General features: G+C 39.4%; 24 protein-coding genes and 2 tRNA genes. 12 read left to right on the forward strand and 14 right to left on the reverse strand.

The features are described from left to right. Positions 1-203: 203 nt before the first annotated feature. The 6 genes from KO513_RS05265 to KO513_RS05290 all read right to left on the reverse strand — a co-directional run bounded on the left by KO513_RS05265 (position 204) and on the right by KO513_RS05290 (position 4,622). A complete protein-coding gene (locus KO513_RS05265) occupies positions 204-722 on the reverse strand; it encodes a GNAT family N-acetyltransferase (protein WP_215912579.1) in 519 nt (172 codons plus the stop codon). A 6-nt stretch (positions 723-728) separates the two neighbouring features. Further along, positions 729-1,217, reverse strand: a complete 489-nt coding sequence (locus KO513_RS05270; protein ID WP_215912580.1) for a DUF192 domain-containing protein — start codon at positions 1,215-1,217, stop codon at positions 729-731. A 101-nt stretch (positions 1,218-1,318) separates the two neighbouring features. Further along, a complete protein-coding gene (lgt, locus tag KO513_RS05275; protein ID WP_215912581.1) occupies positions 1,319-2,281 on the reverse strand; it encodes a prolipoprotein diacylglyceryl transferase in 963 nt (320 codons plus the stop codon). 81 nt (positions 2,282-2,362) lie between these two features. Next, positions 2,363-2,572: a membrane protein insertion efficiency factor YidD gene (gene yidD, locus KO513_RS05280; RefSeq protein ID WP_215912582.1), complete on the reverse strand. Its 210-nt coding sequence runs from the start codon at positions 2,570-2,572 to the stop codon at positions 2,363-2,365. 156 nt (positions 2,573-2,728) lie between these two features. Further along, a complete protein-coding gene (locus KO513_RS05285) occupies positions 2,729-3,100 on the reverse strand; it encodes a DUF779 domain-containing protein (RefSeq protein WP_215912583.1) in 372 nt (123 codons plus the stop codon). A 1-nt stretch (position 3,101) separates the two neighbouring features. Continuing rightward, complete coding sequence (locus tag KO513_RS05290; RefSeq protein ID WP_215441356.1) at positions 3,102-4,622, reverse strand: aldehyde dehydrogenase family protein; 1,521 nt, start codon at positions 4,620-4,622, stop codon at positions 3,102-3,104. 260 nt (positions 4,623-4,882) lie between these two features. On the opposite strand from KO513_RS05290, the gene KO513_RS05295 reads away from it, so the two are divergent. Next, positions 4,883-5,767, forward strand: a complete 885-nt coding sequence (locus KO513_RS05295) for an AraC family transcriptional regulator (RefSeq protein ID WP_252735690.1) — start codon at positions 4,883-4,885, stop codon at positions 5,765-5,767. 2 nt (positions 5,768-5,769) lie between these two features. On the opposite strand, the gene cysS is transcribed toward KO513_RS05295, so the two are convergent. Together cysS and folE are read right to left on the reverse strand one after the other, a co-directional pair. Continuing rightward, positions 5,770-7,248 carry a cysteine--tRNA ligase gene (gene cysS / locus KO513_RS05300; protein ID WP_215912585.1) on the reverse strand — a complete coding sequence of 493 codons (1,479 nt, stop codon included), beginning with the start codon at positions 7,246-7,248 and terminating at the stop codon, positions 5,770-5,772. Between the two features lie 15 nt (positions 7,249-7,263). Then, the gene (gene folE, locus KO513_RS05305) at positions 7,264-7,944 is read right to left on the reverse strand and encodes a GTP cyclohydrolase I FolE (RefSeq protein ID WP_215912586.1); all 681 of its coding nucleotides are present in this window, start codon (positions 7,942-7,944) and stop codon (positions 7,264-7,266) included. A 201-nt stretch (positions 7,945-8,145) separates the two neighbouring features. Here folE and KO513_RS05310 point away from each other — a divergent pair, with 201 nt between their 5' ends. Beyond that, positions 8,146-9,948, forward strand: a complete 1,803-nt coding sequence (locus KO513_RS05310) for a T9SS type B sorting domain-containing protein (RefSeq protein ID WP_215912587.1) — start codon at positions 8,146-8,148, stop codon at positions 9,946-9,948. A gap of 120 nt (positions 9,949-10,068) precedes the next feature. Next, positions 10,069-11,493, forward strand: a complete 1,425-nt coding sequence (locus tag KO513_RS05315; protein WP_215912588.1) for a T9SS type B sorting domain-containing protein — start codon at positions 10,069-10,071, stop codon at positions 11,491-11,493. A gap of 48 nt (positions 11,494-11,541) precedes the next feature. Here the strand turns inward: KO513_RS05315 and KO513_RS05320 are convergent, their stop codons facing one another. Continuing rightward, entirely contained in the window at positions 11,542-13,059 is a 1,518-nt protein-coding gene (locus KO513_RS05320) for an OmpP1/FadL family transporter (RefSeq protein WP_215912589.1), read from the reverse strand. A gap of 40 nt (positions 13,060-13,099) precedes the next feature. Beyond that, positions 13,100-14,347: a hypothetical protein gene (locus KO513_RS05325; protein WP_215912590.1), complete on the reverse strand. Its 1,248-nt coding sequence runs from the start codon at positions 14,345-14,347 to the stop codon at positions 13,100-13,102. 95 nt (positions 14,348-14,442) lie between these two features. Here KO513_RS05325 and proS point away from each other — a divergent pair, with 95 nt between their 5' ends. From proS to rpsT, 4 genes are all read left to right on the forward strand, one after another. Beyond that, positions 14,443-15,921 carry a proline--tRNA ligase gene (gene proS, locus KO513_RS05330; protein ID WP_215441366.1) on the forward strand — a complete coding sequence of 493 codons (1,479 nt, stop codon included), beginning with the start codon at positions 14,443-14,445 and terminating at the stop codon, positions 15,919-15,921. 69 nt (positions 15,922-15,990) lie between these two features. After that, positions 15,991-16,062: transfer RNA gene (locus KO513_RS05335), tRNA-Glu, on the forward strand. 38 nt (positions 16,063-16,100) lie between these two features. Beyond that, a tRNA-Glu gene (locus KO513_RS05340) sits at positions 16,101-16,172 on the forward strand. A gap of 51 nt (positions 16,173-16,223) precedes the next feature. After that, entirely contained in the window at positions 16,224-16,475 is a 252-nt protein-coding gene (gene rpsT, locus KO513_RS05345; protein ID WP_215441368.1) for a 30S ribosomal protein S20, read from the forward strand. 795 nt (positions 16,476-17,270) lie between these two features. On the opposite strand, the gene KO513_RS05350 is transcribed toward rpsT, so the two are convergent. Both KO513_RS05350 and rho read right to left on the reverse strand, forming a co-directional pair. Further along, entirely contained in the window at positions 17,271-18,017 is a 747-nt protein-coding gene (locus KO513_RS05350) for a hypothetical protein (protein WP_215912591.1), read from the reverse strand. Between the two features lie 276 nt (positions 18,018-18,293). Beyond that, complete coding sequence (rho, locus tag KO513_RS05355; RefSeq protein ID WP_215912592.1) at positions 18,294-19,913, reverse strand: transcription termination factor Rho; 1,620 nt, start codon at positions 19,911-19,913, stop codon at positions 18,294-18,296. A gap of 193 nt (positions 19,914-20,106) precedes the next feature. Here rho and KO513_RS05360 point away from each other — a divergent pair, with 193 nt between their 5' ends. The 3 genes from KO513_RS05360 to KO513_RS05370 all read left to right on the forward strand — a co-directional run bounded on the left by KO513_RS05360 (position 20,107) and on the right by KO513_RS05370 (position 22,272). Beyond that, on the forward strand, positions 20,107-20,517 hold the full coding sequence (locus KO513_RS05360; protein ID WP_215912593.1) for a DUF4293 domain-containing protein: 411 nt from the start codon (positions 20,107-20,109) through the stop codon (positions 20,515-20,517). Between the two features lie 270 nt (positions 20,518-20,787). Then, the gene (locus tag KO513_RS05365) at positions 20,788-21,285 is read left to right on the forward strand and encodes a DM13 domain-containing protein (protein WP_215441372.1); all 498 of its coding nucleotides are present in this window, start codon (positions 20,788-20,790) and stop codon (positions 21,283-21,285) included. 126 nt (positions 21,286-21,411) lie between these two features. After that, positions 21,412-22,272 carry a hypothetical protein gene (locus KO513_RS05370; protein ID WP_215912594.1) on the forward strand — a complete coding sequence of 287 codons (861 nt, stop codon included), beginning with the start codon at positions 21,412-21,414 and terminating at the stop codon, positions 22,270-22,272. A gap of 47 nt (positions 22,273-22,319) precedes the next feature. Here KO513_RS05370 and KO513_RS05375 read toward each other — a convergent pair whose 3' ends face one another. After that, a complete protein-coding gene (locus KO513_RS05375; RefSeq protein ID WP_215912595.1) occupies positions 22,320-22,814 on the reverse strand; it encodes a metallophosphoesterase family protein in 495 nt (164 codons plus the stop codon). Between the two features lie 112 nt (positions 22,815-22,926). Between KO513_RS05375 and truA the strand changes: the two genes are divergently transcribed. Continuing rightward, complete coding sequence (gene truA / locus KO513_RS05380) at positions 22,927-23,679, forward strand: tRNA pseudouridine(38-40) synthase TruA (protein ID WP_215912596.1); 753 nt, start codon at positions 22,927-22,929, stop codon at positions 23,677-23,679. Continuing rightward, the gene (locus KO513_RS05385; RefSeq protein ID WP_215441377.1) at positions 23,672-25,438 is read left to right on the forward strand and encodes an ABC transporter ATP-binding protein; all 1,767 of its coding nucleotides are present in this window, start codon (positions 23,672-23,674) and stop codon (positions 25,436-25,438) included. The genes truA and KO513_RS05385 overlap by 8 nt, the downstream gene beginning before the upstream one ends. On the opposite strand, the gene KO513_RS05390 is transcribed toward KO513_RS05385, so the two are convergent. Beyond that, positions 25,435-26,223 (reverse strand): diadenylate cyclase, encoded by a 789-nt coding sequence (locus KO513_RS05390; RefSeq protein ID WP_215912597.1) that lies wholly within the window; start codon positions 26,221-26,223, stop codon positions 25,435-25,437. The genes KO513_RS05385 and KO513_RS05390 overlap by 4 nt on opposite strands. Between the last annotated feature and the right edge of the window lie 27 nt (positions 26,224-26,250).

A 26,250-nucleotide genomic window follows, 5' to 3' on the forward strand; every position in this document is an offset into this window, starting at 1 on the left:
GCATAACCAAGGAACTTTTTTAATCGGAACTCTGGACCAAATGCAGGATTATTGGATAAGATGGAATTACTGGATATTAAATTTGTGATTATTTCACTTATCGCTATTATCCATAACATTCAGTAATTTTATTTGAATAATTGAAAGCTTATGGAAAGAAAGGAGTGCTTTCAATTAACCTTTTAAAATTAGAAGTATTTGTGTCATAATAAGACTCTAAAAATATGTACAGTATTGTTATGATATGTAGTGGTCTTGTCTAAATGCATTCCGTTGGTTAGGGCTACCTTTTGAGATGGAATATTATCTACTTGAATTATAGAAATCAAGGAATCGGCTAATTGTGAGTGCTTAGCGTACTTTTTACATGCTAGAGCAGCTTCACTAGCATAACCCTGTCGCCAATATTTTGGTAGGATGGAATAGCCTATTTCCAATTCTTCAATACTGTCTACGGTTTGTTTAAGTAGGCCGCATAAACCAATAAATTCTCCAGTTGATTTTGAAATTAAGGCATTCATGCCGCCTAAATTGTTTTCATACCGCTCAAATATGCGATCAAATTGTTGCTGGCAGGCTATTTTTGGGTCCTTGGGTAATCCTTCCCAAAATTGGTTGGACCGCTTATCTTCATGAAAAGGTAGCCATAAGTCAAAATCAGATGGAATTACTTTTCGGAATAGCAGTCGCTGGGTTTCTTTTCCTTCTAAAAGCAAATCCATTTGAGATTATAATTTGGTGAACGCGACACTATCACCCGGTTGTAAACCAAAGTTTTGAACGAGCCCGGCATTTAGCTCCAAAACATATTGCACCGGACCGGCAGAAGGTAAGCTAGACTCATTTAAAGGTTGTGCATTCTCATGAAAATTGGCAATTGTCATATCTTCCTTAATGAAAATAAGGTCTAAAGGAAATTCAGTATTCTTCATATAAAAAGAATGTGCAGCCACATCAGGAAAAATGAATAGCATGCCGCGGTTGGTCTTCATACTTTTACGGTACATAAGTCCAGTTTGGGTTTCGTACTCGCTATCGGCAATTTCAATATCAAAAGAAGTGATTAAACTATCAGTTTTCTGTTTGAAAATAGAAAGTTCCCCCTCTTTTTTAAAGACTACAGGTTCCGCTTTAATTACTTTTTTAGGCTCATCTTTGCATGCAATGAACAAGAGTGCAGCAAGGCTCAGATATAAATATGTTTTGAAGTATTTCATTTTAATATCGCTTATGCTTAAAAGCCGATGATAAATGAGGTGCTTTGCTCATAGACAAAACACTGATTTTAGTTTCTAGTCTTAAAAGAAATCAATGTAAATTATGATTTAGTAGCTTTTGGCCTGAACATAAAATAAAGACCAATTAGAATGAACGGAATACTCAACCACTGTCCGGTTGAAAGTAAACCTAAACTTTCTTCAAAGCCACCTTGACTTTTCTTAACGAACTCCACAAAGAAACGAATTGTCCAAAGTAGGACCAGAAACAACCCAAAAAGGTATCCCGTACTATTCTTTTTGTCCGTGTTCCAGTAGAGGTAATACAGAAGTATAAAAACAAAGATATAGGCTATTCCTTCATACAACTGCGCTGGATGACGAAACGGAATCTGTGCCAATTGGTCAGCAAATTGTGGGTTGTTCTCTATGGCACTATAGGCCGCATTCACAGTTTTTTCCTGCGTTATGGCCAATGCTTTTGATGGATGAAGATCATCTGAATCCCTAAGGAACTTAGTAGCAAAAATAAACGATTCGTCGGTTACCTTTCCATTGATTTCCGAATTGAAAAAATTACCTAATCGTACGCAAAAGGCACCTATGGCAAATGGTATGACCATACGGTCTAACAACCAAAGGGTTTTCATATCTGGGTATTTCTTTTGATATAGGTAGGTGCCAATAAGAACACCTATAATTGCACCGTGACTGGCAAGCCCCGTAAAACCGGTAAACTCGTAGCCGTTGATAAAACCAAAGAGTTGGCCGGAATCACTCTCCCGTATTGGAAGTAATATTTCTAATAGGTGGTTTTTGTAATAGGGCCAGTCGTAAAAGAACACGTGCCCCAGACGCGCGCCCAACATAGTGGCAAGAACGGTGTGGATAAAAAGAGAGTCTAATTGCTCAACCGTTTTATTTTCGTTAGTGAAAATACGCTTCATAATGTACCAACCAAGGGCAAAAGCGGTAATCCAAAGTAAGTTGTAATATTTAATCTGTAACGGGCCGAGTGTGAAAAGTGTTTCGTTCGGATTCCAGATGATACCTAAAAAGTACATGTTAAGGTGTTTTAAGGGCACTAAGATAATAAAATAGATAGCCGTTGGGCTTTACTGAATCTTAAATCGACGTTATAAATTTTAAGGTACCGGGTCGTAGCCTTTTCCTCCCCAAGGATTGCAACTAAAAATTCGTTTTACGGACAACCAGCCTCCTTTAAAAAGACCGTGTTTTTTTAGGGCTTCCAAAGTGTATTGTGAGCAAGTAGGGGAGTAGCGACACGTTGCCGGTGTATACGGTGAGATGGCAAGTTGATAGAACCTGACCAAAAATACAAAAGGGGCTATCATTATTTTTTTTAGGGATAGGGCCAAGACATTGTGTTTAGAGCAGTAAAAGTACGATAAATTGATTAATCCTTTTAGAAAGTATCAGTATGTCCCAAATAAAAAAATCCGCATTTTAATATGCGGATTTTTAGCTATGATTACAGATTTTAATCGGTTTTATGCATGGTGTACCGGTTCCAAATCAAGTGTTTCTTCTTCGGTAAACAACCTTGATTTTATAACAAACCGAACTCCTAATGGAATTTCCAAGGAAAAGCTGGCCCCTCTTCCTTGAGTAACATCAATAGTTAATTGGGTATGTTTCCAATATTCAAACTGATCTTTGGACATGTAAAAGTCACAGTCCGTAATATTGCCTAACCAAATATCTGTCTCGTTCAGCATGAGTTCCCCTTCGTTAAAACACATAGGTGAGGAGCCATCGCAGCATCCACCGCTCTGGTGGAACATGAGCTTACCATGTGTTTCTTTCAAATGTTGGATAATCTCCTTTGCTTCATCTGAAACTAAAACTCTTTGCGTTTTCATCTTAAAAGAAGCCCATGGCCTTTTTATCGTATGAAATCAACATGTTTTTGGTCTGTCTGTAGTGCGCCAACATCATTTTATGATTTTCACGGCCTATTCCAGACTTTTTATAGCCGCCAAACGGAGCGTGGGCAGGGTATAGGTGATAGCAGTTTACCCAAACTCTACCCGCTTGTACTGCTCTTGATATTTGATAGGCCTGATGCGTATCTCTAGTCCAAACCCCGGCGCCTAGTCCATATAAAGTGTCATTGGCAATTTCAATAGCCTCGGCTTCATCTTTAAAGGTGGTAACACAGACTACAGGTCCAAAAATTTCTTCTTGAAAAACTCTCATTTTATTGTTGCCTTTAAGTATGGTAGGCTGAATGTAGTAGCCGCCTTCAAGGCCTTCGTTGTATGCGGCTTCACCTCCCGTTAAAACTTCACAACCTTCATCTTTTCCAATGTTGATATAGTTTAAAATTTTCTCGTATTGGTCGTTGGAGGCCTGTGCACCCATCATGGTAGTAGGATCTAGCGGATGACCTAGTTTAATTGCCTTTGTACGTTCAATTACCCTTTCCATGAAACGGTCATAGATACTTTCTTGTACTAACATTCTAGAAGGGCAAGTACAGACTTCTCCTTGGTTAAGGGCGAACATAACGGCACCTTCCAGACACTTGTCAAAAAAGTCGTCATCGGCATCAATAATACTTTCAAAGAAAATGTTGGGAGATTTTCCGCCCAATTCTAAAGTTACCGGGGTAATGTTTTTAGAAGCATATTGCATGATAAGCTGACCTGTAGTGGTTTCTCCGGTAAAGGCAACTTTGTTTATTCTAGGGCTTGAAGCTAGTGGTTTTCCCGCTTCTGCACCAAAACCGTTTACAACGTTCAGTACACCATCTGGCAGTATACCTTCAATAAGTTCCATAAGTACCATGATACCAACGGGTGTTTGTTCAGCAGGTTTTAGCACAACACAGTTACCTGCCGCCAACGCTGGCGCCAATTTCCAAGTGGCCATTAGTATGGGGAAGTTCCAAGGAATGATTTGCCCTACAACGCCCAAAGGTTCCGTTACGTTCAAGGCTACGGTATTGGAGTCCAGTTCACTTACGGAGCCTTCTTCCGCTCTTATAACGCCCGCAAAATATCTGAAATGGTCTATAGCCAATGGAATATCCGCAGCCATAGTTTCACGAATGGCTTTGCCATTATCCCAAGTTTCGGCCCTTGCCAATGTTTCTAAGTTGCGTTCCATAACATCTGCAATTTTTAAGAGCATATTACTTCTTGTAGTGGCAGAAGAGGAATTCCATTCCGGAGCGGCTTTCCAAGCGGCATCAATGGCCAATTCAATATCTTCCGATGTGGAGCGCGCTATTTTTGTAAAAGCATTCCCGTCTACGGGTGATAAATTTTCAAAATATTCTCCTTTTTTAGGAGCGGTCCATTTTCCTCCAATATAATTTTCATACTGGCTCTTAAACTTAGGTTTTTGTAGAACGTCTTTTTCAACTGTTTGTGTGCTCATAACTAAGGGTGTTAAATTAATAGAATGTTCTTGATTATATATCTGTATATCAGTTATATATAAATGGTTTTCTAAATGTAGTGGAGTTAGAATCAAATTATCTGACCATTTCTACCATTAGTATGACCAATACTATCATTCTTTGTTAAATTGGTATTTTACTGATGCTTATTTTGTATATTTCTTAGTAATTATTGAGTTGAATTGATACTTGTTCTGTTATGATTGGATTATCGGATAAATTTCTTTCGAACCGAAAGTTGGAAACATTAGTTGAGAATCAAACCTCCTATACCTTAAATAATGCGGCGTTGCATGTTTTTGAAACGCACCAACAGGCGGAAAGGGTATTGCTAAAGTTTGACCAGCCAGTTTTGGCGAGTATGATAGAGGGAAAGAAAATTATGCACCTTAGGGATTACGAGTCCTTTGATTTTTTGCCGGGAGAGTCTTTAGTGCTGCCTTCTAATGAAACTATGTGCATAGATTTTCCGGAGGCCATGAAAAAGAACCCTACCCGATGTTTGGCACTGGCTATTTCCGAGGATAAAATTGATCGGGTGCTACAACTCATGAACGAAAATATGCCAAAGCACGACAATAGGGAATGGGGCTTAATGGATTACAATTTTCATTTTGTAAACGATGCGGGTATTTTTCAAATTTTACAACGACTCTTGTTTTTATTCAGTGAAAATCACCCTTCCAAAGATTTTTTTGTGGACAATATGCTACGGGAACTGATTATTCGCATTTTACAGACCAATGAACGTAAAATTTATTCAAATTCAACATTACAATTAGATGCTAGCAGTAGGCTGGCTACAGTAATACGATATATTCGGGAACATTTACATGAGCCTTTAAACGTTGAGGAGCTAAGTAACAAAGCTTGTATGAGTCCTTCACATTTTCATAGGGTCTTTAAGACCGAACTGGGAATTTCTCCAATTGAGTTCATTAATAATGAAAGAATCAAGCTTGCTGTGGGTTTACTTCAAGACCCCAAACGAAGTATAAAAGATGTGTACCTGCAATGTGGTTTTGAAAGCCGCTCGTATTTTAACCGGGTGTTTAAGGCGCACCAGCAACTTTCACCAAGTGATTATCAAGCAAAAACATTGAATTTTAGAAATCAGATGTAAATTTAGATGCTAAAAGTGGTGCCTTCCTTACCGTCTTTTAGTTGAATACCAAGTTCTGCCAACTGGTCGCGAATCTTATCGGAGGTCGCAAAATCCTTGTTTTCACGAGCTTCCTTTCTGAGTTTTATTAATAGTTCTATAACTCCTGAAAGTTTTCCTGCATCCTCAGAAGTACCTCCCTTTTGTTCCAAGCCCAAAATATCAAATATAAAAGCATTTAAGGTATGGGTGAGTGTATCCTTATCGGCTGCAGTAATCTTTTCTTTGCCTTCTTTAATAAGATTTATATGCTTGACTCCTTCAAAAAGATGCGCAATTAAAATAGGTGTATTGAAATCGTCGTTCATGGCATCATAGCATTGCTGCTTCCATGCCTCAACATCAAAATTACTATTGGAGCCAGTTTCTAATCCATCTAAAATGGAAAGGGAATCCATTAGGCGGCTAAACCCTTTTTCAGAAGCTAGAAGTGCATCGTTGCTCAAATCTAGGATACTTGTATAATGCGCTTGCATCATAAAAAACCGAACCACTGAAGGTGAAAAGGCTTTACTCAGAATATCATTCTCTCCGGTAAAAATTTCGCCGGGAAGTATATTATTTCCTGTAGATTTGGCCATCTTCTTGCCATTCATGGTCAGCATATTGGCATGCATCCAGTATCTTACGGGAGAATGCCCGTAGCACGCTTCGGCTTGGGCTATTTCGCATTCGTGGTGCGGGAATTTAAGGTCCATACCGCCACCATGAATATCAAAAGTTTCGCCCAGATATTTGGTACTCATTGCCGTACATTCCAAGTGCCAACCGGGAAAACCATCGCCCCAGGGCGAAGGCCAGCGCATAATGTGTTGTGGCTCCGCTTTTTTCCAAAGAGCAAAATCCTGCGGACTATTTTTCTCGTCCTGAGCGGCCAATTCTCGGGTATTGGCAATCATGTCCTCTAATTTTCTTCCACTTAACTTACCGTACTCATGGCTGTCGTTAAATTTTGAAACATCAAAGTATACCGATCCGTTTACTTCGTAGGCAAAACCTTTGTTAAGAATTTCCTTTATGATTTCAATCTGCTCAATAATATGGCCCGTAGCGGTTGGCTCAATACTTGGGGGCAGAAAATTGAACTGCTCTAGAATGTTGTGAAAATCTATAGTGTAACGCTGTACCACTTCCATAGGTTCTAGCTGTTCCAACCTTGCTTTTTTTGCAATTTTGTCTTCGCCGTCCTCCGCATCATCTACCAAGTGTCCGGCATCCGTAATGTTACGCACATAACGCACTTTGTAACCTAAATGCTTAAGGTACCTAAAAATCATGTCAAAGGACATAAAAGTACGGCAGTTGCCCAAATGGACGTTGCTGTAAACCGTAGGTCCGCAGACGTACATGCCTATATGGCCTTCGTTTAAAGGTTCAAATATTTCTTTTTTACCGGAAAGGGAATTGTAAATCTTTAACTTCTGGTTCAGGTACAATTGCATGTTATGCTAGAGCTATTAAAAAGTAGTATCTAAATTAATGTAATCTAAAAATTCGCGGCGCACGGCTTCTTCTTTGAACTTACCTCCGTATTCTGCTGTAACAGTGCTGCTTTCTATGTCGCGTATACCTCTTGAATTTACGCAAAGGTGCTTAGCGTCAATAACACAGGCAACATCATCTGTGCCCAAAACTTTCTGAAGTTCGCGTACAATCTGGATGTTCAAGCGCTCTTGTACTTGAGGTCTTCTAGCAAAATAATCTACTACACGGTTCATTTTGGAAAGACCAACAACCGTTCCGTTAGAGATGTAGGCAATGTGGGCACGGCCTACGATGGGTAGAAGATGGTGCTCACAAGTAGAATAAAGCGTAATGTTCTTTTCAACTAACATTTCGCCATATTTATATTTATTGCTAAACGTAGAGGCTTTTGGTTTTCTGTCCGGGTGAAGCCCTCCAAAAATCTCTTTTACGAACATTTTAGCAACTCTATTGGGTGTGCCTTTTAGGCTGTCATCATCAAGATCAAGACCTAAAGTGAGCAATACCTCCCTTATGTTACCCTGTATTCTTTCAATCTTTTCATCATCGCTCAACACGAATGCATCTTTACGTAAAGGGGTGTCCTCTGATGTGGAAACGTGATCGTCTCCTAAATCTTCAAATTGCTTTTCCAAAGTACTATCAATTTTCATCTGCTTATATCTATTGGCATTTCTAATGCCCAATTCGTCTTAAAAAGTTTCAATACATTACACTTCGTGCCGAGTAAAACGAACTGCAAAGATATACATAATATGGCACTTTATGTCCTATATGTCCTGATACACAACATAAATTGCTGTTAAGAAAAGGAACAAATTACTTTTATGGTATACCAAGGTGCAATTTGTTAAATGAATCGTTTTACGATCTTATGGGCCATGTTGCTCTTTCTGGGAATAGGTGCTGTGCAAGCACAGGTTTCCCCAGATTGTAGCAATGCTATACCCATTTGTAACAATACCCCGGTTAACGGAGGTACAACAGGTTTTGGTATAGATGATTTTAACGGTGCGTCTGTTAGTGGTTGTTTAGAACAAACCTTGACCGGTGCTATTGAGTCTAATTCTGCTTGGTACCGATTTAGAACAGGGGCTTCGGGGCAATTGGGTTTTAATATTGGAATAGATACTCTGGAAGATTGGGATTTTGCACTTTACCGATCTAATGACTGCAGTAATTTAGGGGAGCCTGTACGATGCAACTTTTTTGATAATCAGGATGAGAATACATTTATTGGAGTGGGAGAGGACCCTACCGGAAATGCGGAGAATGTTCAATATGAAGCTTGGTTGGATGTAGAACCTGGAGAAGACTATTATTTACTCATTAACAATTTCAGTAATAACAACTCTGGATTTTCCATACAGTTCTCAGGTCATATTTTTGTGACCAATCCTTTTGATGCTTTGGATTGCTCCATAATCAATAACCTTCTTGGGCCACCAATAGCTGCCTGTGAAAATGAGACGGTTGTTTTGGACGGTACTACCTCGGGAGCATCCTTATATAGGTGGTTTGCAGATACTGGTAGTGGATTTGCGGAAATAGTTGGCGAAAATGGCCCTACTTATGAAGTAAGTACTTCGGCAAATTATAGGCTAGAAGTTATTCGTCCTTCGGAAACTATTATTAGTGATGTTCAGGTGTTTTTTACGGATATGCCAGTGGCTCAGACCGTCACGGACGATGCTTCGTGTGGAGGTTTGGCCATGTATGACCTTTCTCAGAAAGATTCGGAAGTTTTGGGAGTTCAAAGCCCTAATGAATTTTTAGTAACCTACCATGCTACTATGGCCGATGCGGTTGGTGGAGCAAATGCTTTGCCTAAACAGTATCAAACTCAATCTGGTTCTCAAACCATTTTTGTACGGGTTACTTCCATAGGTAATTCAAGATGTTATGATGCTTCACAGCAATTTCAAATGACCAATATAGAAGCACCTGTTTTGGATTTTCCATCGGAAGTGTTTTTATGTGAAGCGGATGCCGGGGTACGTATCGGTTTGGGAAATACCAACCCTAACTATAGTTATCAATGGAGTTCTGGTGAAACGAGCCCCAATATATTGGTGTCCGCAGAAGGTAATTATGAACTAACGGTTACCCACTCACAGTCTGGTTTGAGTTGTAGTGATTCCAGAACGGTAACGGTTTTAACATCCAGACCGCCTGAGATCATAGATATTGAAATTGAAGATTTACAGAATAATAATACGGTAACCGTGTTAACGGATGCTTCTGTGGAATATGAATACCGCTTGGACAACGGAGCATATCAAACCGGAAATAAATTTTATCAAGTTGAACCGGGAATGCATACGGTTACGGTAAAAAATCCGCAGGGATGCGGAGATGTGTCCGAACAAATTGTGGTGATAGGCTTTCCTAAATTTTTTACTCCTAACGGAGATGGTTCCAATGAGTTCTGGAGCATTACCGGAGCGGATTTATTGGATTCTCCTATACTTACCATTTATAACCGTTTTGGAAAACTATTGGCTCAATTGGATCCTAGCAATTCGCAATGGGACGGTTCTTTTGACGGGAAACCGTTACCGGAAACGGATTATTGGTTCAAGCTTACCTATACGGCTGCCGATGGCCAGACCGTGACGGCCAAATACATCAATAATCATTTTTCTTTGAAGCGATAGGTCTCTGGAATCTACTTTTAGATTGGGTATTTTATCGATAAACCGTCTATTATTTCTGCTTAAGCATACTAAAATTACTGTCTTTGAGTTATTTAATAGTATTGTTTTAGCCCCATACCTATGCGCTTTTTACTATCTGTTACTTGTGCGGTTTTTTTTCTTTGTATAGAAATTCAAGCCCAAAACTCAGCTGATTGTCGGACGGCCATTCCCGTATGTGCCGATGCTCCCATTATGGGATATGCAGACGGTACGGGCGTGATAGATGATTTTGATCCGGAAGTAATTACGGAAACCGGTTGTCTTGAGAAGGGTAGCGTTAGTAATGCTAATATTGAGAACAATACATCTTGGTTTGTTTTTAGGGCGGGCACCGAAGGCCAAGTTGGGTTTGATTTGGAAGCATTGCCCGTGAGTGGTTCTGGTACGCCAACGGCGGAATGGGATTTTGCCGTTTACGGTCCTGATGTAGATTGCACGGCTATAGGTACCGGAGCAGTGCAGCCCATACGGTGTAATTACGAAGTGAACAATACTAGGTTTACTGGCTTAGGGGTGAATCCTGAAAATGGTCAAGCGGGATCACCTTCCGTTACTCAGAATTTGAACACCTATGATGAGTATTTAGATGTATTGCCAGGAGAGGTGTATTACATTTTAATCAATAATTTTAATACGAATTTTGATGACGAGCGAGAGCCATTTATGCTCACCTTTACAGGAAGTTCTGTAGCGGCCGATCAGAATACGGCCTTGGACTGTACCCTAAGAGATGAATTTTTAGGCTTGGATATAGCAGCTTGCGAAGGCGACCCGGATATTACATTGAGTGCTTTGAATTCACCGGCGGGACCGGATATTTCCAATATAGCATGGTCTGTTGATTATGATGATGATGGTACCATAGATGCGCCGTTAGGGTCGGGTCCATCTGCCACCCAAATCTCTGTTTCCAGTCCGGATACGGGAAGGTATTTTGTGGATATAACTACGGATGCCGGTGGACATATTTTAGACGATATTCTTATCACTTATTATGGAATACCCGTTCTTGATCGTGTTGAGACCCTAAATTCTAACTTGTCCTTAGACCCGAATTTGAACAATATTGAAATTTTTGTTGATGGCGATGGTGATTATGAATACGCTATTAACGAAGGAGAATTTCAGGATGAGGCCGTTTTTAACGATGTTCCTCCCGGTATAAACACTTTGGTAATCAATGATAAAAATGGGTGCGGAACAACAGAACCTATTGAATTTTTAGTAGTAGGCTATCCTAAATTTTTCACCCCTAATAATGATGGAGCCAATGATACATGGAACATTAAAGGAATAGAGACGTTAACTGATCCTATAGTCTTTGTTTTTGATCGTTATGGAAAATTACTGGCACAACTAGGGGTAAATTCAAGTTGGGACGGAACTCTAAACGGTAACCCTTTGCCTTCCTCTACCTATTGGTTTAAATTGGAGTACGGGGAGCAAGAAAATAACGTTCAAGTAGCAAAAACTACAAAGGCACACTTTGCCCTAAAAAGATAAAAGTCCGGCGGTTGCCAGACTTTTAAGAACATATATAGTTTTATTCTTCTAGAAATTTAAAGTGTAGCCAATAGTAACATTGGTATTAACTCTGTTTAAAAGAGCGGGAGTATTTATTCCTGTATCAAAGAAGTATTGGAGTACGTCTTGCTCGGTACGGTTTACCCCTAAATCCAATCGGCTTCTACCAAAATTATACCCAAGTCCACCGGAAACCCCATTTAGGTCTCCAATAATATTTCCACTTTCATAAGGGCTCTGCTCATAACGGTATCCAGCTCTTAAGCTAACTCGTTGTATACGATATTCGCCTCCAATCCGGATAGATGATACCGCCCCTAGGCTTTCGGAGATAAATTCATTTTCATCTGCAAAACCTGAATCGCTTGTAGGTCTTAACTCTGCGTTAGACATGTCTTGATAGCCGTAATCAACACTTAAAAGTCCGCTTTTACCAAAAATAGCAGAAATACTTCCTGTTACTTTTCCGGGTGTTTTAATTTGATAATCGAAAATGTTAATATAGTTCAGGTCAAAAAAATTGAAATTACTTTCTTTATTAGGGTAGTTAGAGTCTATTCCTTGGGAAAAATTATCGGTCAAACGATACCAAGTTGGTGACTGGTAGCTAGCGCCCAATCTAATAACGTCATTTACTTTTGCAATTGCACCAAGGCTGAGCGAAAAGCCTGTACCTTCCGTAACCAACAAATTGTCAAAAGCTACGGTCCTTATTTCTTGGGTGTCGGTATCCGTAAGAGATTCGTCATATCTGTCCAAACGATCATATTGAATAGTGTGAAAGTTAAGGGAGGCTCCAAAATAGAAATTCTCACCATACTGCGTGGCTGCATTAACCGTAAACTTGCTGTTATATCCTGATATCGTTTGTCTAAAATCTTGGTTAACGTTCTGATAATTTGCGTTGGAAAAGTAACTTGTATTATCGTCGTCATCAACAGTTGGTTCAATAATACCCGCTTGAAACCCTAAAAAGGCTTGTTGTCCAAAAAAACCAAGACCATTGGTTGCGCCTATATCCAGGTAAGCTTCACCAATAGTTTCGTTCTGCTGTAATTTTAAGGGTTGAAGGCGTATGCCATCCGCATAGTCAAGAAAGTAATTGTCTATAGCTTCGTTACTACTGCCCAAAGTTGTAATTCGGTCGTCAAAATTTTGGACAACGTCATAATTCACCGCAAGGGATAATTTCCTCCATTTGCTATCTGGATCGGTAGATTTAAATACAAATGCACCACCCACTTGGTTAATGTCAAAATTGTTGTTTCGGGTGCTGTTTAAAGTTCCGTTATAATCGGAATCCGTATTTCTGGAATAGTTAGTTCCGGATATAGAAAATAGTCCGTTGTTAAAAACTGCACTACCGGCAGGGTTAATGTTCAGGGCCGATAAATCTCCGCCTAGAGAACCAAAAGCTCCTCCCATAGCTTGAAAACGTGCCGAACCTTGAAGGTTTTCGGTACTGTAGCGCAAAACATCATTTATAGTCTGGGCACTTGTAATGGCACATGCAAATAGCCCTATGAATGTTATATATTTTCTCATTCCTAGCAATTTTAAAGTAAGTTACTTCTTGATTTTGGACTTAGTTTCTTCTACTTGATGATGACCTTGATCCAGAAGATCTAGAGCTTGACCCCGATGAAGATCTGCTTGAACTTCCTGAGCTTCTGTAGGAGCCCGAGCTACTTGAAGAGCGGCCAGAACTTCTATAGGTGCTTCCGCTGGAACTGCTTCTGCTTGTTCCCGAAGATCTGTAGGAGCTGCTTCTAGGAGAAGTGCTTCTATATGTACTGTTACCGCTAGTTCTAGTTCCTGAACTTCTGTATGTAGAGGTTCTTCGCGGTGTAGTTGCGCTGCTTCTAGAAGTGCTGGTTCTTGATGAACTGTTGTATTTGGGAGTAGCTCTTGTGCTTCTGCTTGTTCTATAAGAGTTATTCCTGTCAACGCCTACAGTTCTTCTAGATGCGGACGAGCGGTTGCTGCTGTAGCTTCTTGAAGTTCCAGAAGCGGAACTTCTGTTGGTACTGGTCCTTCTTGAGTTAGTAGCAGAGTATCTTGGTGTTGACCTACTGCTGCGATTTACGTTGGAACTACGTGAAACATATCTTGAGTTGCCTCCAACAATAGCATTGGTGTTATGTTGGTAACCCCTTCTGCTGCGATTGTAGGCGTAGTTTCGGTTTCGGTAGGAGTAGTTGTTGAAACCATTGTAATAGCCATATGGAGGGCACCAAGTTCCGTAACCGCCCCAGCCATAATATCCGCCATAGAAACCACCGTATCCGTAGCCTCCCCATCCCCAAGGGCTGTATCTGTATCTCCAAGGATTATAGAAACCACCATATCCGTAACCTCCCCAACCATAGCCGTTATATAGCCAAGGTGAAGCCCAGCCAAAACCGCCAAAATTGTTCCATCCGTTATCGTAAATATTGATGTTTACACCAGTTGCATTATCACCCCATCCTGCATATCCGGCGTAATCATTGTTGTTATTATAATAATCTGTAAGTTGCCCGTCTGAAATGCTGTCTTGGGCAGTGTCACTGGAGTATGAATCTATATCCGTAAATATTTCACCTTCCAGCATTTGGTCATATTGACCCGCTTGTTGTCCAAAATAATCGGAATAGGGTTCTTCGTTATCCAGCTTTTTTGTCTGCTGAGGTCTAGTCTGGCGCTCTACGCTAACTTGGTTGTCGCTAGAATAAATTCCATCATTATCATAATATGAGGCAGACTGGTACGAGCCGCAAGACACTGCAACAATGCCGGTTAAGGTACAAAGTGCAAGAAGCCGAATTTTACTGCTGGGTGGTAAATGTGTCATGGGTGCAATTTTTATTGTTGAACATAGTAAAAATAAGTAGTTTTACCCAATTATTTTGCTAACATAAGCACAAGTTTTGTGCCAAACTAAATATAATGGGTAAGAATTTGACAAAGCGCAGCGAGGACTATTCCAAATGGTATAATGAACTCGTGGTAAAAGCCGATTTAGCCGAAAATTCAGCTGTAAGAGGTTGTATGGTGATCAAACCATACGGTTTTGCTATCTGGGAGAAAATGCAAGCAGAGCTAGATAAGAGGTTTAAGGAAACAGGACATGAAAATGCGTATTTCCCACTTTTTGTACCTAAAAGTTTGTTTGAGGCGGAAGAAAAAAATGCAGAAGGTTTTGCCAAGGAATGTGCCGTAGTTACTCATTATAGGCTCCAAAATGACCCTGATGCACCTGGAAAATTGAGAGTTGACCCTAATGCAAAATTAGAAGAAGAGTTAGTGGTGCGCCCCACAAGTGAGGCTATCATATGGAATACCTATAAAGGATGGATCCAGTCATATAGAGATTTACCTTTGTTGATCAACCAATGGGCCAATGTAGTTCGTTGGGAAATGCGTACACGCCTATTTCTTAGAACCGCGGAGTTTCTTTGGCAAGAGGGGCATACGGCCCATGCTACTGAAGCGGAAGCTATACAAGAGGCGGAAACAATGAACGGAGTGTATGCGGCATTTGCTGAAGAACACATGGCAATGCCCGTTATACAGGGACTAAAGACAGAAAGTGAGCGTTTTGCCGGTGCGGTAGAAACGTATTGTATTGAAGCGCTTATGCAAGATGGTAAGGCTTTACAGGCAGGAACATCACACTTTTTAGGTCAGAACTTTGCTAAAGCTTTTGACGTGAAGTTTGCTACAAAAGAAGGTAAGCAAGAATACGTTTGGGCTACTTCATGGGGAGTGTCTACACGCCTTATGGGAGCTTTGATTATGACTCATAGTGATGATAATGGATTGGTTTTGCCACCAAAATTAGCGCCAATACAAGTGGTAATCGTGCCAATTTATAAAGGAACCGATCAGTTGGATGCTATCTCAGATAGGGTTGCACCTTTGGTAAAAGAATTAAGGGCCAAAGGTATTTCTGTTAAGTTTGATAATAGAGATACCCATAAACCAGGTTTCAAGTTTAACGAATATGAGTTAAAGGGTGTTCCCGTTCGTTTGGCAATTGGTCAGAGAGATTTAGAAAATGGTACGTATGAAGTTGCTCGAAGGGATACTTTGGAAAAAGATACCGTGCCAGCGGAAGATGTAGTTGCTAAAATTGAATTTCTTTTGGACGATATTCAAAAAAATATTTATCAAAAAGCGCATTCATTTAGAGAAGAGCATATTACCGAAGTTGCTACGTACGAGGAATTTAAGAAAGTTTTGGAAGAAAAAGGAGGGTTTATATCTGCCCATTGGGACGGAACTAATGAAACCGAAGAAAAAATAAAGGAAGAGACCAAAGCAACTATTAGATGTATCCCGTTAGATGCCGAAAACACTGATGGTAAGTGCATGGTAACAGGAGAACCTTCCGCAAAAAGAGTACTTTTTGCAAAAGCTTATTAAAAAAATTAAGTTAACTATTGCGTTAGTAAAAAATAATTGTATTTTTGCATCCGCAATTGCGCAAAGTATGGTCCGTTCGTCTAGGGGTTAGGACGCCAGGTTTTCATCCTGGTAACAGGGGTTCGATTCCCCTACGGACTACAAAAGTAAATTGGGTGTTATCCCTAAATTAGATTAATGGTCCGTTCGTCTAGGGGTTAGGACGCCAGGTTTTCATCCTGGTAACAGGGGTTCGATTCCCCTACGGACTACAAAAGGTTCTAGAAGGAATTTTTAAAAAAATTATAACAAGTTAGAAGAAGATGGCAAATCACAAGTCAGCATTAAAAAGAATCAGAAGAAACGAAGCGGTACGTCTTCGTAACAGATATCAGCATAAAACTACGCGTAATGCTATCAAAAAGTTGCGTGGTGAAGAGAACAAGAAAGATGCTGAAGCTTTGTTGCCTAGCATTGTTAGTATGATCGATAAATTGGCTAAGCGTAATATTATCCATAATAACAAAGCGGCTAACTTAAAAAGTAAATTAGCAAAGCACGTTGCTGCATTGTAAGATTTATATGATTTATTCAAAAAAGCCCTGATGCAATGCATCGGGGCTTTTTTTTTGTGCTCTATTTGTTTGGTTTTAGCTGCGCAGTCTTCGTTTCATTCTTATGAAGCCTATAACAAAACAGAGGTAGCTTACGATAATTAGCGTTAGATGAATTCTTTTTACTATCGGTGGAGTTGGTGTTTCTTGAATTGAATGAATGTATCTAATGACTTTGATTGGCAGGTAGCCTGCATAAAAAATAATTAAGCCGGTACTTAACCAGAACAAAAGGTTTTCTTTGGTTGGGAAAAATTTGTCTATTGCAAAGAATTTTTTTAAGTACAATGTACAGGTGTAAATAAGAACTATGCCGCCAGCTAGATAGGAATATACCTGAGGGAGTCTACTAAAGTCATCAATAAAGGCGTTTATTAAACAGATGAACAAGAAGAAAATGGCCCCATATAGTATATTCTGCTTTTGTTTTGAATCGTCAATATAAAATCTAAAAATATAATAGAAGTAGAGATAAAATATCAGCATATAGATATTGTAAATCACCATGTTGTTGTTACGATAAGTGTTTGCAGAAATTAAACTGAATTCTTCATAGTTGTTTATAAGGTAGCCAAGGAACTCATTTAACAAGGTGTAAAAGAATATTATAGGCAGGTATTTAAGTTTTGAATCAAAATACTTTGGGTACCTAAATAAAGCCAATCCCAATGTAATTGCATACATTGGGATTAGCGAATTTTTCAAAAAGTAATCTAGATCTATCAAAAGATAAATATTAATTTAAAATACTGGCTATTAATCGCTTGAGTGCCCTTCGTTCTTTGTAGTGCTTTTAGGGGCAAAGTATGGCTTGGGAGCAGAGAACAGGTTAGGTAAAAATGAAGCTTCATTTTTGCTGTTCGGAGTCATTTGGTCTCCTTTGCCGTGCATGTCATTGAAGTTGTCCTTTAAGAGAACAATTCTGTCTCTTCCTTTTTTAGAATCGTCAATATAAAATATATGGTTGCCACCATCTCTTTTTACTGTAGGAGACATCATAACCGTATTTTGTCTTGGATGCTTTACCGGTTTGCCATCTTCAAATTTCTTTTCGTTGGCATAATTGGCAAAGTAAAAGCGTAAGGTGGTTAATTTTTCTCCAGAGAGTTCGGCTTCCTTTTCAATATAGGCCATGTATTTTTTAAGGTCTTCATATTCATAGGAGACATAGCGCGCTACTTTAAATTTTCCCGGGTTAGCGGTGTCATCATTGCCACTTTCGGTACTTTGTGATTTTTTGTCGTACTGCTGTTTAGGATCTTTGTTATTGCGGTCTATGGCATCTTCATAATCTTGAATAAGGTCTACGCGTCTATCTTTATAGTTCACGTATAGTTTGTGGGCCTTTTCAGGCATGATAATACCGTTGCTGTAAGCAGTGTCCACGGCAGTTTCACCGGGGCATTCCGGACAAGGTTTGCTATTTTTTTCAACACAACCGGTAACCATTAAAAAAAGAAATAATGTTGCGCAAGCCAGCGCTGGTTTTAACGAATTTTTCATGACATAAGTTTTTAAAGTTCTACTTGTTATACATGCAAAATTCGGGGGAAGAAAAATTTTTGCTCCATAAAGATATCCGAAAAAACGGATATTTCGGGTTTAGGCTACAGAATTCCGTAATTTTTGGGTGATTATATAGATGGAAAAATGTAGGGTTTTGGTTCTTCTTTGAAGATAGGTGTTAAGAATTTTGTCCATAAAAAAATCCTGAATTCCCATTTTTTAATTGGGAACCCAGGATTCTATTGTTTGATATTTCAGTAAATGAATCTGTGTTTATTGATTCATTGTAAGCAAAAATTCTTCGTTGTTTTTGGTCTGTTTAATACGTTGTTCAATAAATTCCATAGCTTCTACAGGATTCATATCTGCCAAGTATTTTCTTAAGATCCACATGCGCTGTATTGTACTTTCGTCCAACAGCAAATCATCACGTCTGGTACTTGAAGAAGTAAGGTCTATCGCGGGGAAAATTCTTCTGTTAGAAATCTTACGGTCTAACTGAAGTTCCATGTTACCTGTTCCTTTGAATTCTTCAAAAATAACCTCGTCCATTTTTGAACCGGTCTCTGTTAGTGCGGTTGCTATGATAGAAAGTGATCCACCGCCTTCTATATTTCTTGCAGCACCAAAGAATCTTTTAGGCTTATGAAGTGCATTGGCATCTACACCACCACTCAATACCTTACCGGATGCCGGTTGTACCGTGTTATAGGCTCTGGCCAAACGGGTTATGGAATCTAAAAGGATAACAACATCATGGCCACATTCTACCAAACGTTTTGCTTTTTCCAAAACAATATTGGCTACACGTACATGTTCCGTAGCTTCTTTATCAAAAGTAGAGGCTACAACTTCGCCACGTACGTTACGTTGCATGTCCGTTACCTCTTCAGGACGTTCGTCAATAAGTAAAATTATTTGGTAAACCTCAGGGTGATTAGCAGCAATTGCATTGGCAACAGCTTTTAATAACATGGTTTTACCCGTTTTTGGTTGGGATACGATCATACCTCTTTGTCCTTTTCCTATAGGAGAGAACAAATCAATAATTCTAGTAGAGATATTACTTTGCCTGTCGGCCAAGTTAAATTTTTCTTGTGGGAAAAGAGGGGTCAAATGCTCAAAGGACACACGGTCTCTAACGATTTGAGGGTCTATCCCGTTTATTTTGTTCACCTTGATCAGCGGAAAATACTTTTCGCCTTCCTTTGGAGGTCTTACGTTACCTAAAACGGTATCTCCTGTTTTAAGACCAAAAAGTCTAATCTGTGATTGTGATACATAAATATCATCTGGAGACGAAAGATAATTGTAATCAGAAGAGCGTAAGAAGCCATAACCATCTTGCATGATGTCCAAAACACCTTCACTTTCTATGATACTGTCAAACTCAAATTCTGGTTCTTTGTATCGGTTTTTCAAGTCCTTATCAAAGTTACTCTTGTCATAAGTAGACTTTTGGTGACGTTGATTTTTATTGTTGGAATTGTTGTTGCCGTTGGAAGTGTTCTGGTTTTTGTGTTGAGGGTTGTTCTTAGGTTCCCTTTTAACAGGTCTTGGGCGAGGTTTTTTTACTTCTGCTTGTGCTGGTGTAGATTCTTTGGTTTCCGGATTTTCCTTTGGAGCGGGAGTAGCGGTTTTAGTTTCGGGTTTCTTGGTTTCAGGAGCTATCCTAGGCTTACGTGCTCTTGGTTTTGGCTTAGGTTTAGGTTTTTCCTCAGTTTTAGGGGCGGTTACCTCTGCTACAACTTTGGGGTTGGCTGCTTGTACATCCAAGATTTGATAAACAAGGTCCAGCTTTTTTAAGGTTTTGAACTTTGGCACATTTAAGCCTTTGGCAATTTCCTGCAATTCAGGCAGTTTTTTTGCTTTTAAATCTGAAATTTCAAACATTAAGTATGATATAAATTATACGTCTCTAGTATTGATAAGAAGTGAATTGTTATCCGAGTATTACGAGGGAAAGATTTCCCAATAGGTAAGTGTAATAACTAATAATCTCACAATATTACGAATTATTTTGCTTGTGACACCGTTTTTTTTCAAAAAGACGTGTATTTTTGTGGGGCAAAATTGCGTTTAGAGAATGATTCAAAGAATACAGACGGTTTTTTTATTAGTAGTAGTTCTTATTGCAGGGGTATTGCCGTTCTGGGTAAATTTGTGGTCAGATGCGGAGGGAAATGAAATTTTTGCAAAAAATGACGTTTTTATATCGGGAGCGTTTTATGTTTCCGCTTTACTGGCGCTTATTGCCATTGTGCTGTTTAAAAATAGAAAAAATCAATTTGTGATGAACAGATTGAATATGATATTGAATCTTTTTTTACTAGGATTTTTCGTTTATAGGTCGCTAAATTTATCCGGAGAGATTTCGGTCTCGGAGAAGGGTATTGGGATGCTCATTCCTATTATTTCTATCGTTTTCTTGGTTCTTGCCAATAGAGCCATTAAGAAGGATGAGGATCTTGTAAAATCTGTTGATCGTTTGCGATAAACCTTACATCTTAGTAGTATTAGTGCGTAAAACCCGGAGTAGTTACCGGGTTTTTTTTATGCTTTCCATTTAGTTGAAAAACCGTTCCGGTTTGTAAAGTATCACAAAAGTATCGCAGAATGCGAATTTAATGTGATAGACTTTTCATCTTTTCTTGAATTCTTCGTGATACCACCTTTCTATGTTTGTCCCAAGAAACAACGGAGCTATCGATAGTCGGTATCGAAACTGTTTCAAAAAACAATTAAACAATTTTAAAATTTTACGATTATGAAAAACAGAAAATTTTCTTTCGCACTAGTAGCTTTTGCCATGACAGCTTTTGTAGTTAGTTGTTCGGATGACGATGTAGAAACAGTAACAGTAACAGAAACGGTTACCGAAACAGAAACCGTTGAAGTAGATTCATCTATGCCAATTGGTGATTTAACAGTAACTAGAAGCGGAAACTTAACAGCAGAGAGTGGTACGCCTACCCAAGGTCTTGTAGAATTGGGAGCAGATACGGAAAGCACCAATTTTGTGCATTTTGATGATGACTTTATGACAGAATTGGGAACAGGTACAGTAGGTATCTTTTTCTCTACTTCAGAAACTTTTACTGCTGATCCTGCCAATGGAAACCCAGATTTAATGTTGATCGGCAACGTACAGGGTAATGGTGAAATGTACATTAAGTTAGATGCAGCTCCTGAGGATAAATATACTCACATTATTTTATGGTGTGCTACTGCAAACATTCCTTTTGGAAATGTACAATTGCAGTAATTAGAATTTTATGGCCTTTGGGAATAGAGACACATGATTCTGTTTTTCTATGTCTCCCAAAGGCTTTTTCTTTTTTGGGTGAAGCGAACAAATAGGTTAGCTCGCCCAAACAAATAAAACAGAGTTATGAAAAATAATAAATATATAGTTCTCTTGGTATTCTCCTTTTGTGCAGCTTATGTACAGGCGCAGAGTGGGTGGACAAGAGAAGCAAAGGGATTTTATGTTCAGGCTACTGCATCATATTTTTCCTCTAATGATTACTATACTACAGAAGGTAGACTGGCCGATCAGGGCAGTACGTTCAACAGTGGCGGACTTTTGATTTACGGTGAGTACGGTATTTCCGATAGGTTTACCGCTATATTGGATGTGCCATTGGTAAGATTGAATAGTTTTAGTACCACCGAAACCGTTGCTGGGGTAGGTAACATTCAATTGGCAATAAAATATAGACTGTTAAAGAGCTTTCCGTTATCGCTTCAAGTTGGGTTGGATATACCTAGTAATGATGGTGAGAATTTTGCGCGATCCAACACTGCGGATGACTTTGGCCAGTTTAACGAAATTAACCTTCCGCTTTCGGACGGGGAATTTAATGTATGGACCACCTTAGCGGCATCTCATGGTTTTGCTAACGGAAAAACGTATGCTTCCGCCTTTACAAGCATCAATTTCAGAACGGAGTCTTTTAGCAATCAACTTCAGGTTGGAGCAGAGGTAGGGCACTTGTTTTTTGATAAGCTGTATCTAATAGGGAAGTTAAAAATTCAAGAACGGTTATCGTCCGAGAACAATGTTCAAAGCGGTTCTTTTCTATATGGTGAAGGAACTACGTTTACCAATTTTGGTTTAACGTCTATGTACAAGTTAACGAACCATTTGAATTTGGTAGCCAACTATTCCGATTATTCCGGTTTTTTGGTAGAGCGAAAGAATATATATGACGGGGGCACTTTTTCATTGGGCCTTTCTTTGGAATATTAGCTAGGGTAAAAAATTGGGGCGCCCAATGGTTTTGGTGCCCTATATTTTTACCTTTTTCCAATTTCTATTACTTCTAGATCCTTTATGTCATTTCCATCAATTACAAAACGAAGCATTGTTCTCATTTGGTGAAAACCGTGCTTTCCGCAGGCACCGGGATTCATATGTAGCACACCCAATTTTTTGTCCATCATTACTTTTAGGATATGTGAATGTCCGCAAATGAACAGTTTAGGTGGGTTTGCTTTAATAACATCGCGGGTTCTAATATTGTATTTGGGTGGGTATCCGCCAATGTGCGTCATATAAACTTCTACACCTTCACAGAAAAAACGACTATCTAATGGAAATTCTTTTTGAATAACATGGTCGTCTATGTTTCCGTAAACCGCTCTTAGGGGTTTAATTTTTTTTAAGGTATCGGTTACTTCCAAAGTGCCTATATCGCCTGCATGCCATATTTCATCCGCTTGACGGGCAAATTTTAAAATAGTATCATCCATATGCGAATGGGTGTCGGATAGCAATAGAATCTTGGTCATAAACGGATTTGAAATTAAATGATGGGTTGTGGCTCGGCTACTATTTTATAGTGCCTTGTTTCGTTTGTTCAAAGAAAAGTATCTTTGCTGCTCACAAAATTAAAGGTTTCGGTTGAGATATTTCGTTGAATTTTCATACTTGGGCAAGGATTACCATGGTTGGCAAAACCAGCCCAACGCAATTTCTGTACAGGAAGTTCTGGAAAAGGCATTTTCTACTTTGTTACGGACTCCTCTGGCTTTGACCGGTGCGGGAAGGACAGATGCGGGTGTGCATGCCAAACAAATGTTCGCTCATTTTGAGGTTGACGAGATTCAAAACTTGGAGCAATTGGTTTATAGGTTGAATTCGCTTTTGCCCGAAGCTATTGCCGTTCATGATATTTTTGCTGTTCATGAAGATGCCCACGCCCGTTTTGATGCCCAAGAGCGTACCTATGAATATTGGGTGCTACAAAATAAAAATCCGTTTTATATTGATTTTGCCCATTACGTAAAACACCCCTTGGATATAGGAGCTATGAACGATGCTGCTCAATTCCTTTTACAATTCAGTGATTTTGAATGTTTTTCCAAGACACACACAGACGTAAAGACCTATTTGTGCGATGTTAAAAAGGCAGTTTGGGAAATAAAAGACGATAAATTGGTGTTTACTATAACAGCAGATCGCTTTTTAAGAAATATGGTACGCGCCGTGGTTGGTACGTTACTGGATGTAGGCACGGGAAAAATAAAACCGGCCCATGTTAAATCAATCATAAATAGCAAGAACAGGGGTAATGCCGGCCCATCGGTACCGGCAAAAGGGCTATATTTGACCTCTGTTTTATACCCCAAAAAGATTACTGAAAAAAATGGATAAAGATTCGGGAAAAGCATTTGACATGAGGCTGTTCAAACGGCTGTTAGCGCATACACGTCCGTATCGAGTTACTTTTTACGGGGTAGCCCTTGCGGCTATTCTGTTATCCGGATTTGCCGTGATGACCCCAATAATTGTTCAGAGAATTATTGATGATGCCATTAAATTGGGAGACGAAGACAAGCTGTTGTTTCTTACTATGGCCATGGCAGGTGTTCTTTTGGGGCAGGTTATTTGTCAGCTTTTGTTTAATTACTACGCCAACTGGTTAGGGGAATCTGTTATAAAGGATATCCGTATCAACCTATTTAAGCATATGCTGGGTTTCAGAATGAAATATTTTGATAATTCCTCATTGGGCGTGCTGGTAACACGGGCCGTTGCAGATATGCAGCGGATCGGTGAAATTTTTAGCCAAGGCTTTTTTGTGATTGTTGCGGATTTATTGAAAATGTTCGTGGCGGCCGTGGTAATGTTGATAATGAACTGGCGGCTGGCCCTCATCGTTTTTGCCATTTTACCATTAATTCTTTATGCAACACGTTTGTTTCAAAAGGCAATGAAAGTGGCGTTTGCCGAAGTTAGGGCCCAGGTGTCCAATCTCAATTCTTTTGTGCAGGAAAGAATAACGGGCATGAAAATCGTGCAGTTGTTCACGCGTGAAAAAATTGAAAGCGAGAAATTTAGGGTCATTAATGAAAAACACCAAAACGCTTGGTTAAAAACGGTTTGGTACAATTCCATCTTTTTCCCGATTGCAGAAATCGTTTCGTCAATTGCTGTGGGTTTAATTGTTTGGTACGGCGGACTCCAAAATGTATCCGACCTTTCTAAGGAAGAGCTGGGTACGTTATTTGCATTTATACTGTTGATCGATATGCTTTTTAGGCCCTTGCGCCAAATTGCGGATAAGTTCAATACGTTGCAAATGGGTATGGTAGCGGCTAACCGGGTCTTTAAAATTTTAGATACCCAAAGTAATATACAGGATGTGGGTACTGTGGTCAAAGAGAATGTAAAAGGAGATATAACCTTTAAGAACGTACGTTTTGGATATTTGGAAGATGAGGAAGTCTTGCATGGTATTTCATTTGAGGTAAAAGCAGGGGAGACGGTAGCAATTGTAGGAGCTACCGGTGCCGGAAAATCCACAATAATTAATTTATTGAATCGCTTCTATGAAATTAATTCAGGCTCTATTTTAGTTGATGGAGTGGATATTAAAGATTTCAGTTTGGCATCGCTTAGGTCTCAAATAGCAGTTGTTCTTCAAGATGTGTTCCTTTTTGCGGATACTATAGAGAACAATATATCCTTAAAGGACTCAAATGTTACTTTAGAGCTTATTGAAGAAGCGGCCAAACAGATTGGGGTAGATGAATTTATTACCAGTCTTCCGGATGGCTATAAGTATAATGTAAAGGAAAGGGGAACAATGCTTTCCAGTGGGCAACGCCAACTTATTGCATTTTTACGGGCCTATGTAAGTAACCCCAGTATTTTGGTTTTGGATGAGGCAACGTCTTCCGTAGACACCTATTCTGAACAACTTATACAGAGGGCTACGGAGAAAATAACAGAAGGCAGAACCTCTATAATAATTGCGCATCGTTTAGCTACGATTAAAAAAGCCGATACTATTATTGTAATGGATGCCGGTAAAATTGTTGAAACTGGAACCCACAAGCAGCTGTTGAAAAAAGGAGGGTATTACAGTAACCTTTACGAGGCACAGTTTCTTTCGGAAGAAGTAGCTTAGTCTATTAAGTCTTCTTTTATTATTGCGGTCAGCTCGTCCATGCTGCCAAAATCAATAAATCTTCCGTTTTTTATATAAGATATATTTCCGGTCTCTTCACTTACAACAAGTGCCAAGGCATCTGTTTTTTCAGTAACCCCAACGGCGGCCCTATGCCTAAGTCCGTAGCGCAATGGAATATTACGTTCATTGGAAACCGGTAAAATTGCACGTGTAGCTACAATGTGGTTGTTTTCTATTATTGCGGCACCATCATGTAGCGTGCTGTTCTTGTAAAAGATACTCTCAAGAATTGGTTTGTTCACTTCAATGAACATTTTATCGCCTGAAGATTTAATGAAATCCAAAGAGTTGTTTCGCTCCAGTACGATCAAAGCACCGGTTTTGGTAGAGCTCATTTTTTTGCAGGCAGCAACAATGGCGTCTACATCCATACTCACGGTTACGCCATCTTGCCTTAAAAATTTAAAATGCTTTATAAAGTTTCGTTTATTGGCAAAATTGGTAGAACCGATCATTAACAGGAACTTCCTTATCTCTTGCTGAAAAACGATGATTAGGGCAATAAGTCCCACTTGCATAAAGGCACCAACCAGACTGCTGATCATTTCCATGCCCAAGAGTTCGGTCAATTTCCAGAATCCCCAGACAATTACAATTCCAATAAAGATATTAATGGCAACAGAACCCCGTACCAACTTGTAAACATAGTACAAGAGTATGGCTACTAGAATAATGTCTAGTATATCGGTAATCTTAAATTCTAGAAAATTCAGAAAGTCCAATCCGGAGGTGTTTTTGTAAAATTAGTG

This window comes from Zobellia sp. B3R18 (assembly GCF_018860715.1).
Taxonomy (GTDB): domain Bacteria; phylum Bacteroidota; class Bacteroidia; order Flavobacteriales; family Flavobacteriaceae; genus Zobellia; species Zobellia russellii.

What these genes read in the sequence shown, in the direction of transcription:
- rpsT (WP_215441368.1), top strand. Translation starts at nt 16,224, where the DNA reads ATGGCAAATCACAAGTCAGCATTAAAAAGAATCAGAAGAAACGAAGCG.
- KO513_RS05320 (WP_215912589.1), bottom strand. Translation starts at nt 13,059, where the DNA reads ATGAGAAAATATATAACATTCATAGGGCTATTTGCATGTGCCATTACA.
- KO513_RS05350 (WP_215912591.1), bottom strand. Translation starts at nt 18,017, where the DNA reads ATGAAAAATTCGTTAAAACCAGCGCTGGCTTGCGCAACATTATTTCTT.
- KO513_RS05375 (WP_215912595.1), bottom strand. Translation starts at nt 22,814, where the DNA reads ATGACCAAGATTCTATTGCTATCCGACACCCATTCGCATATGGATGAT.
- KO513_RS05270 (WP_215912580.1), bottom strand. Translation starts at nt 1,217, where the DNA reads ATGAAATACTTCAAAACATATTTATATCTGAGCCTTGCTGCACTCTTG.
- proS (WP_215441366.1), top strand. Translation starts at nt 14,443, where the DNA reads ATGGGTAAGAATTTGACAAAGCGCAGCGAGGACTATTCCAAATGGTAT.
- KO513_RS05365 (WP_215441372.1), top strand. Translation starts at nt 20,788, where the DNA reads ATGAAAAACAGAAAATTTTCTTTCGCACTAGTAGCTTTTGCCATGACA.
- KO513_RS05360 (WP_215912593.1), top strand. Translation starts at nt 20,107, where the DNA reads ATGATTCAAAGAATACAGACGGTTTTTTTATTAGTAGTAGTTCTTATT.
- KO513_RS05370 (WP_215912594.1), top strand. Translation starts at nt 21,412, where the DNA reads ATGAAAAATAATAAATATATAGTTCTCTTGGTATTCTCCTTTTGTGCA.
- rho (WP_215912592.1), bottom strand. Translation starts at nt 19,913, where the DNA reads ATGTTTGAAATTTCAGATTTAAAAGCAAAAAAACTGCCTGAATTGCAG.
- lgt (WP_215912581.1), bottom strand. Translation starts at nt 2,281, where the DNA reads ATGTACTTTTTAGGTATCATCTGGAATCCGAACGAAACACTTTTCACA.
- cysS (WP_215912585.1), bottom strand. Translation starts at nt 7,248, where the DNA reads ATGCAATTGTACCTGAACCAGAAGTTAAAGATTTACAATTCCCTTTCC.
- KO513_RS05265 (WP_215912579.1), bottom strand. Translation starts at nt 722, where the DNA reads ATGGATTTGCTTTTAGAAGGAAAAGAAACCCAGCGACTGCTATTCCGA.
- yidD (WP_215912582.1), bottom strand. Translation starts at nt 2,572, where the DNA reads ATGATAGCCCCTTTTGTATTTTTGGTCAGGTTCTATCAACTTGCCATC.
- KO513_RS05315 (WP_215912588.1), top strand. Translation starts at nt 10,069, where the DNA reads ATGCGCTTTTTACTATCTGTTACTTGTGCGGTTTTTTTTCTTTGTATA.
- KO513_RS05385 (WP_215441377.1), top strand. Translation starts at nt 23,672, where the DNA reads ATGGATAAAGATTCGGGAAAAGCATTTGACATGAGGCTGTTCAAACGG.
- KO513_RS05325 (WP_215912590.1), bottom strand. Translation starts at nt 14,347, where the DNA reads ATGACACATTTACCACCCAGCAGTAAAATTCGGCTTCTTGCACTTTGT.
- KO513_RS05290 (WP_215441356.1), bottom strand. Translation starts at nt 4,622, where the DNA reads ATGAGCACACAAACAGTTGAAAAAGACGTTCTACAAAAACCTAAGTTT.
- KO513_RS05310 (WP_215912587.1), top strand. Translation starts at nt 8,146, where the DNA reads ATGAATCGTTTTACGATCTTATGGGCCATGTTGCTCTTTCTGGGAATA.
- folE (WP_215912586.1), bottom strand. Translation starts at nt 7,944, where the DNA reads ATGAAAATTGATAGTACTTTGGAAAAGCAATTTGAAGATTTAGGAGAC.
- KO513_RS05285 (WP_215912583.1), bottom strand. Translation starts at nt 3,100, where the DNA reads ATGAAAACGCAAAGAGTTTTAGTTTCAGATGAAGCAAAGGAGATTATC.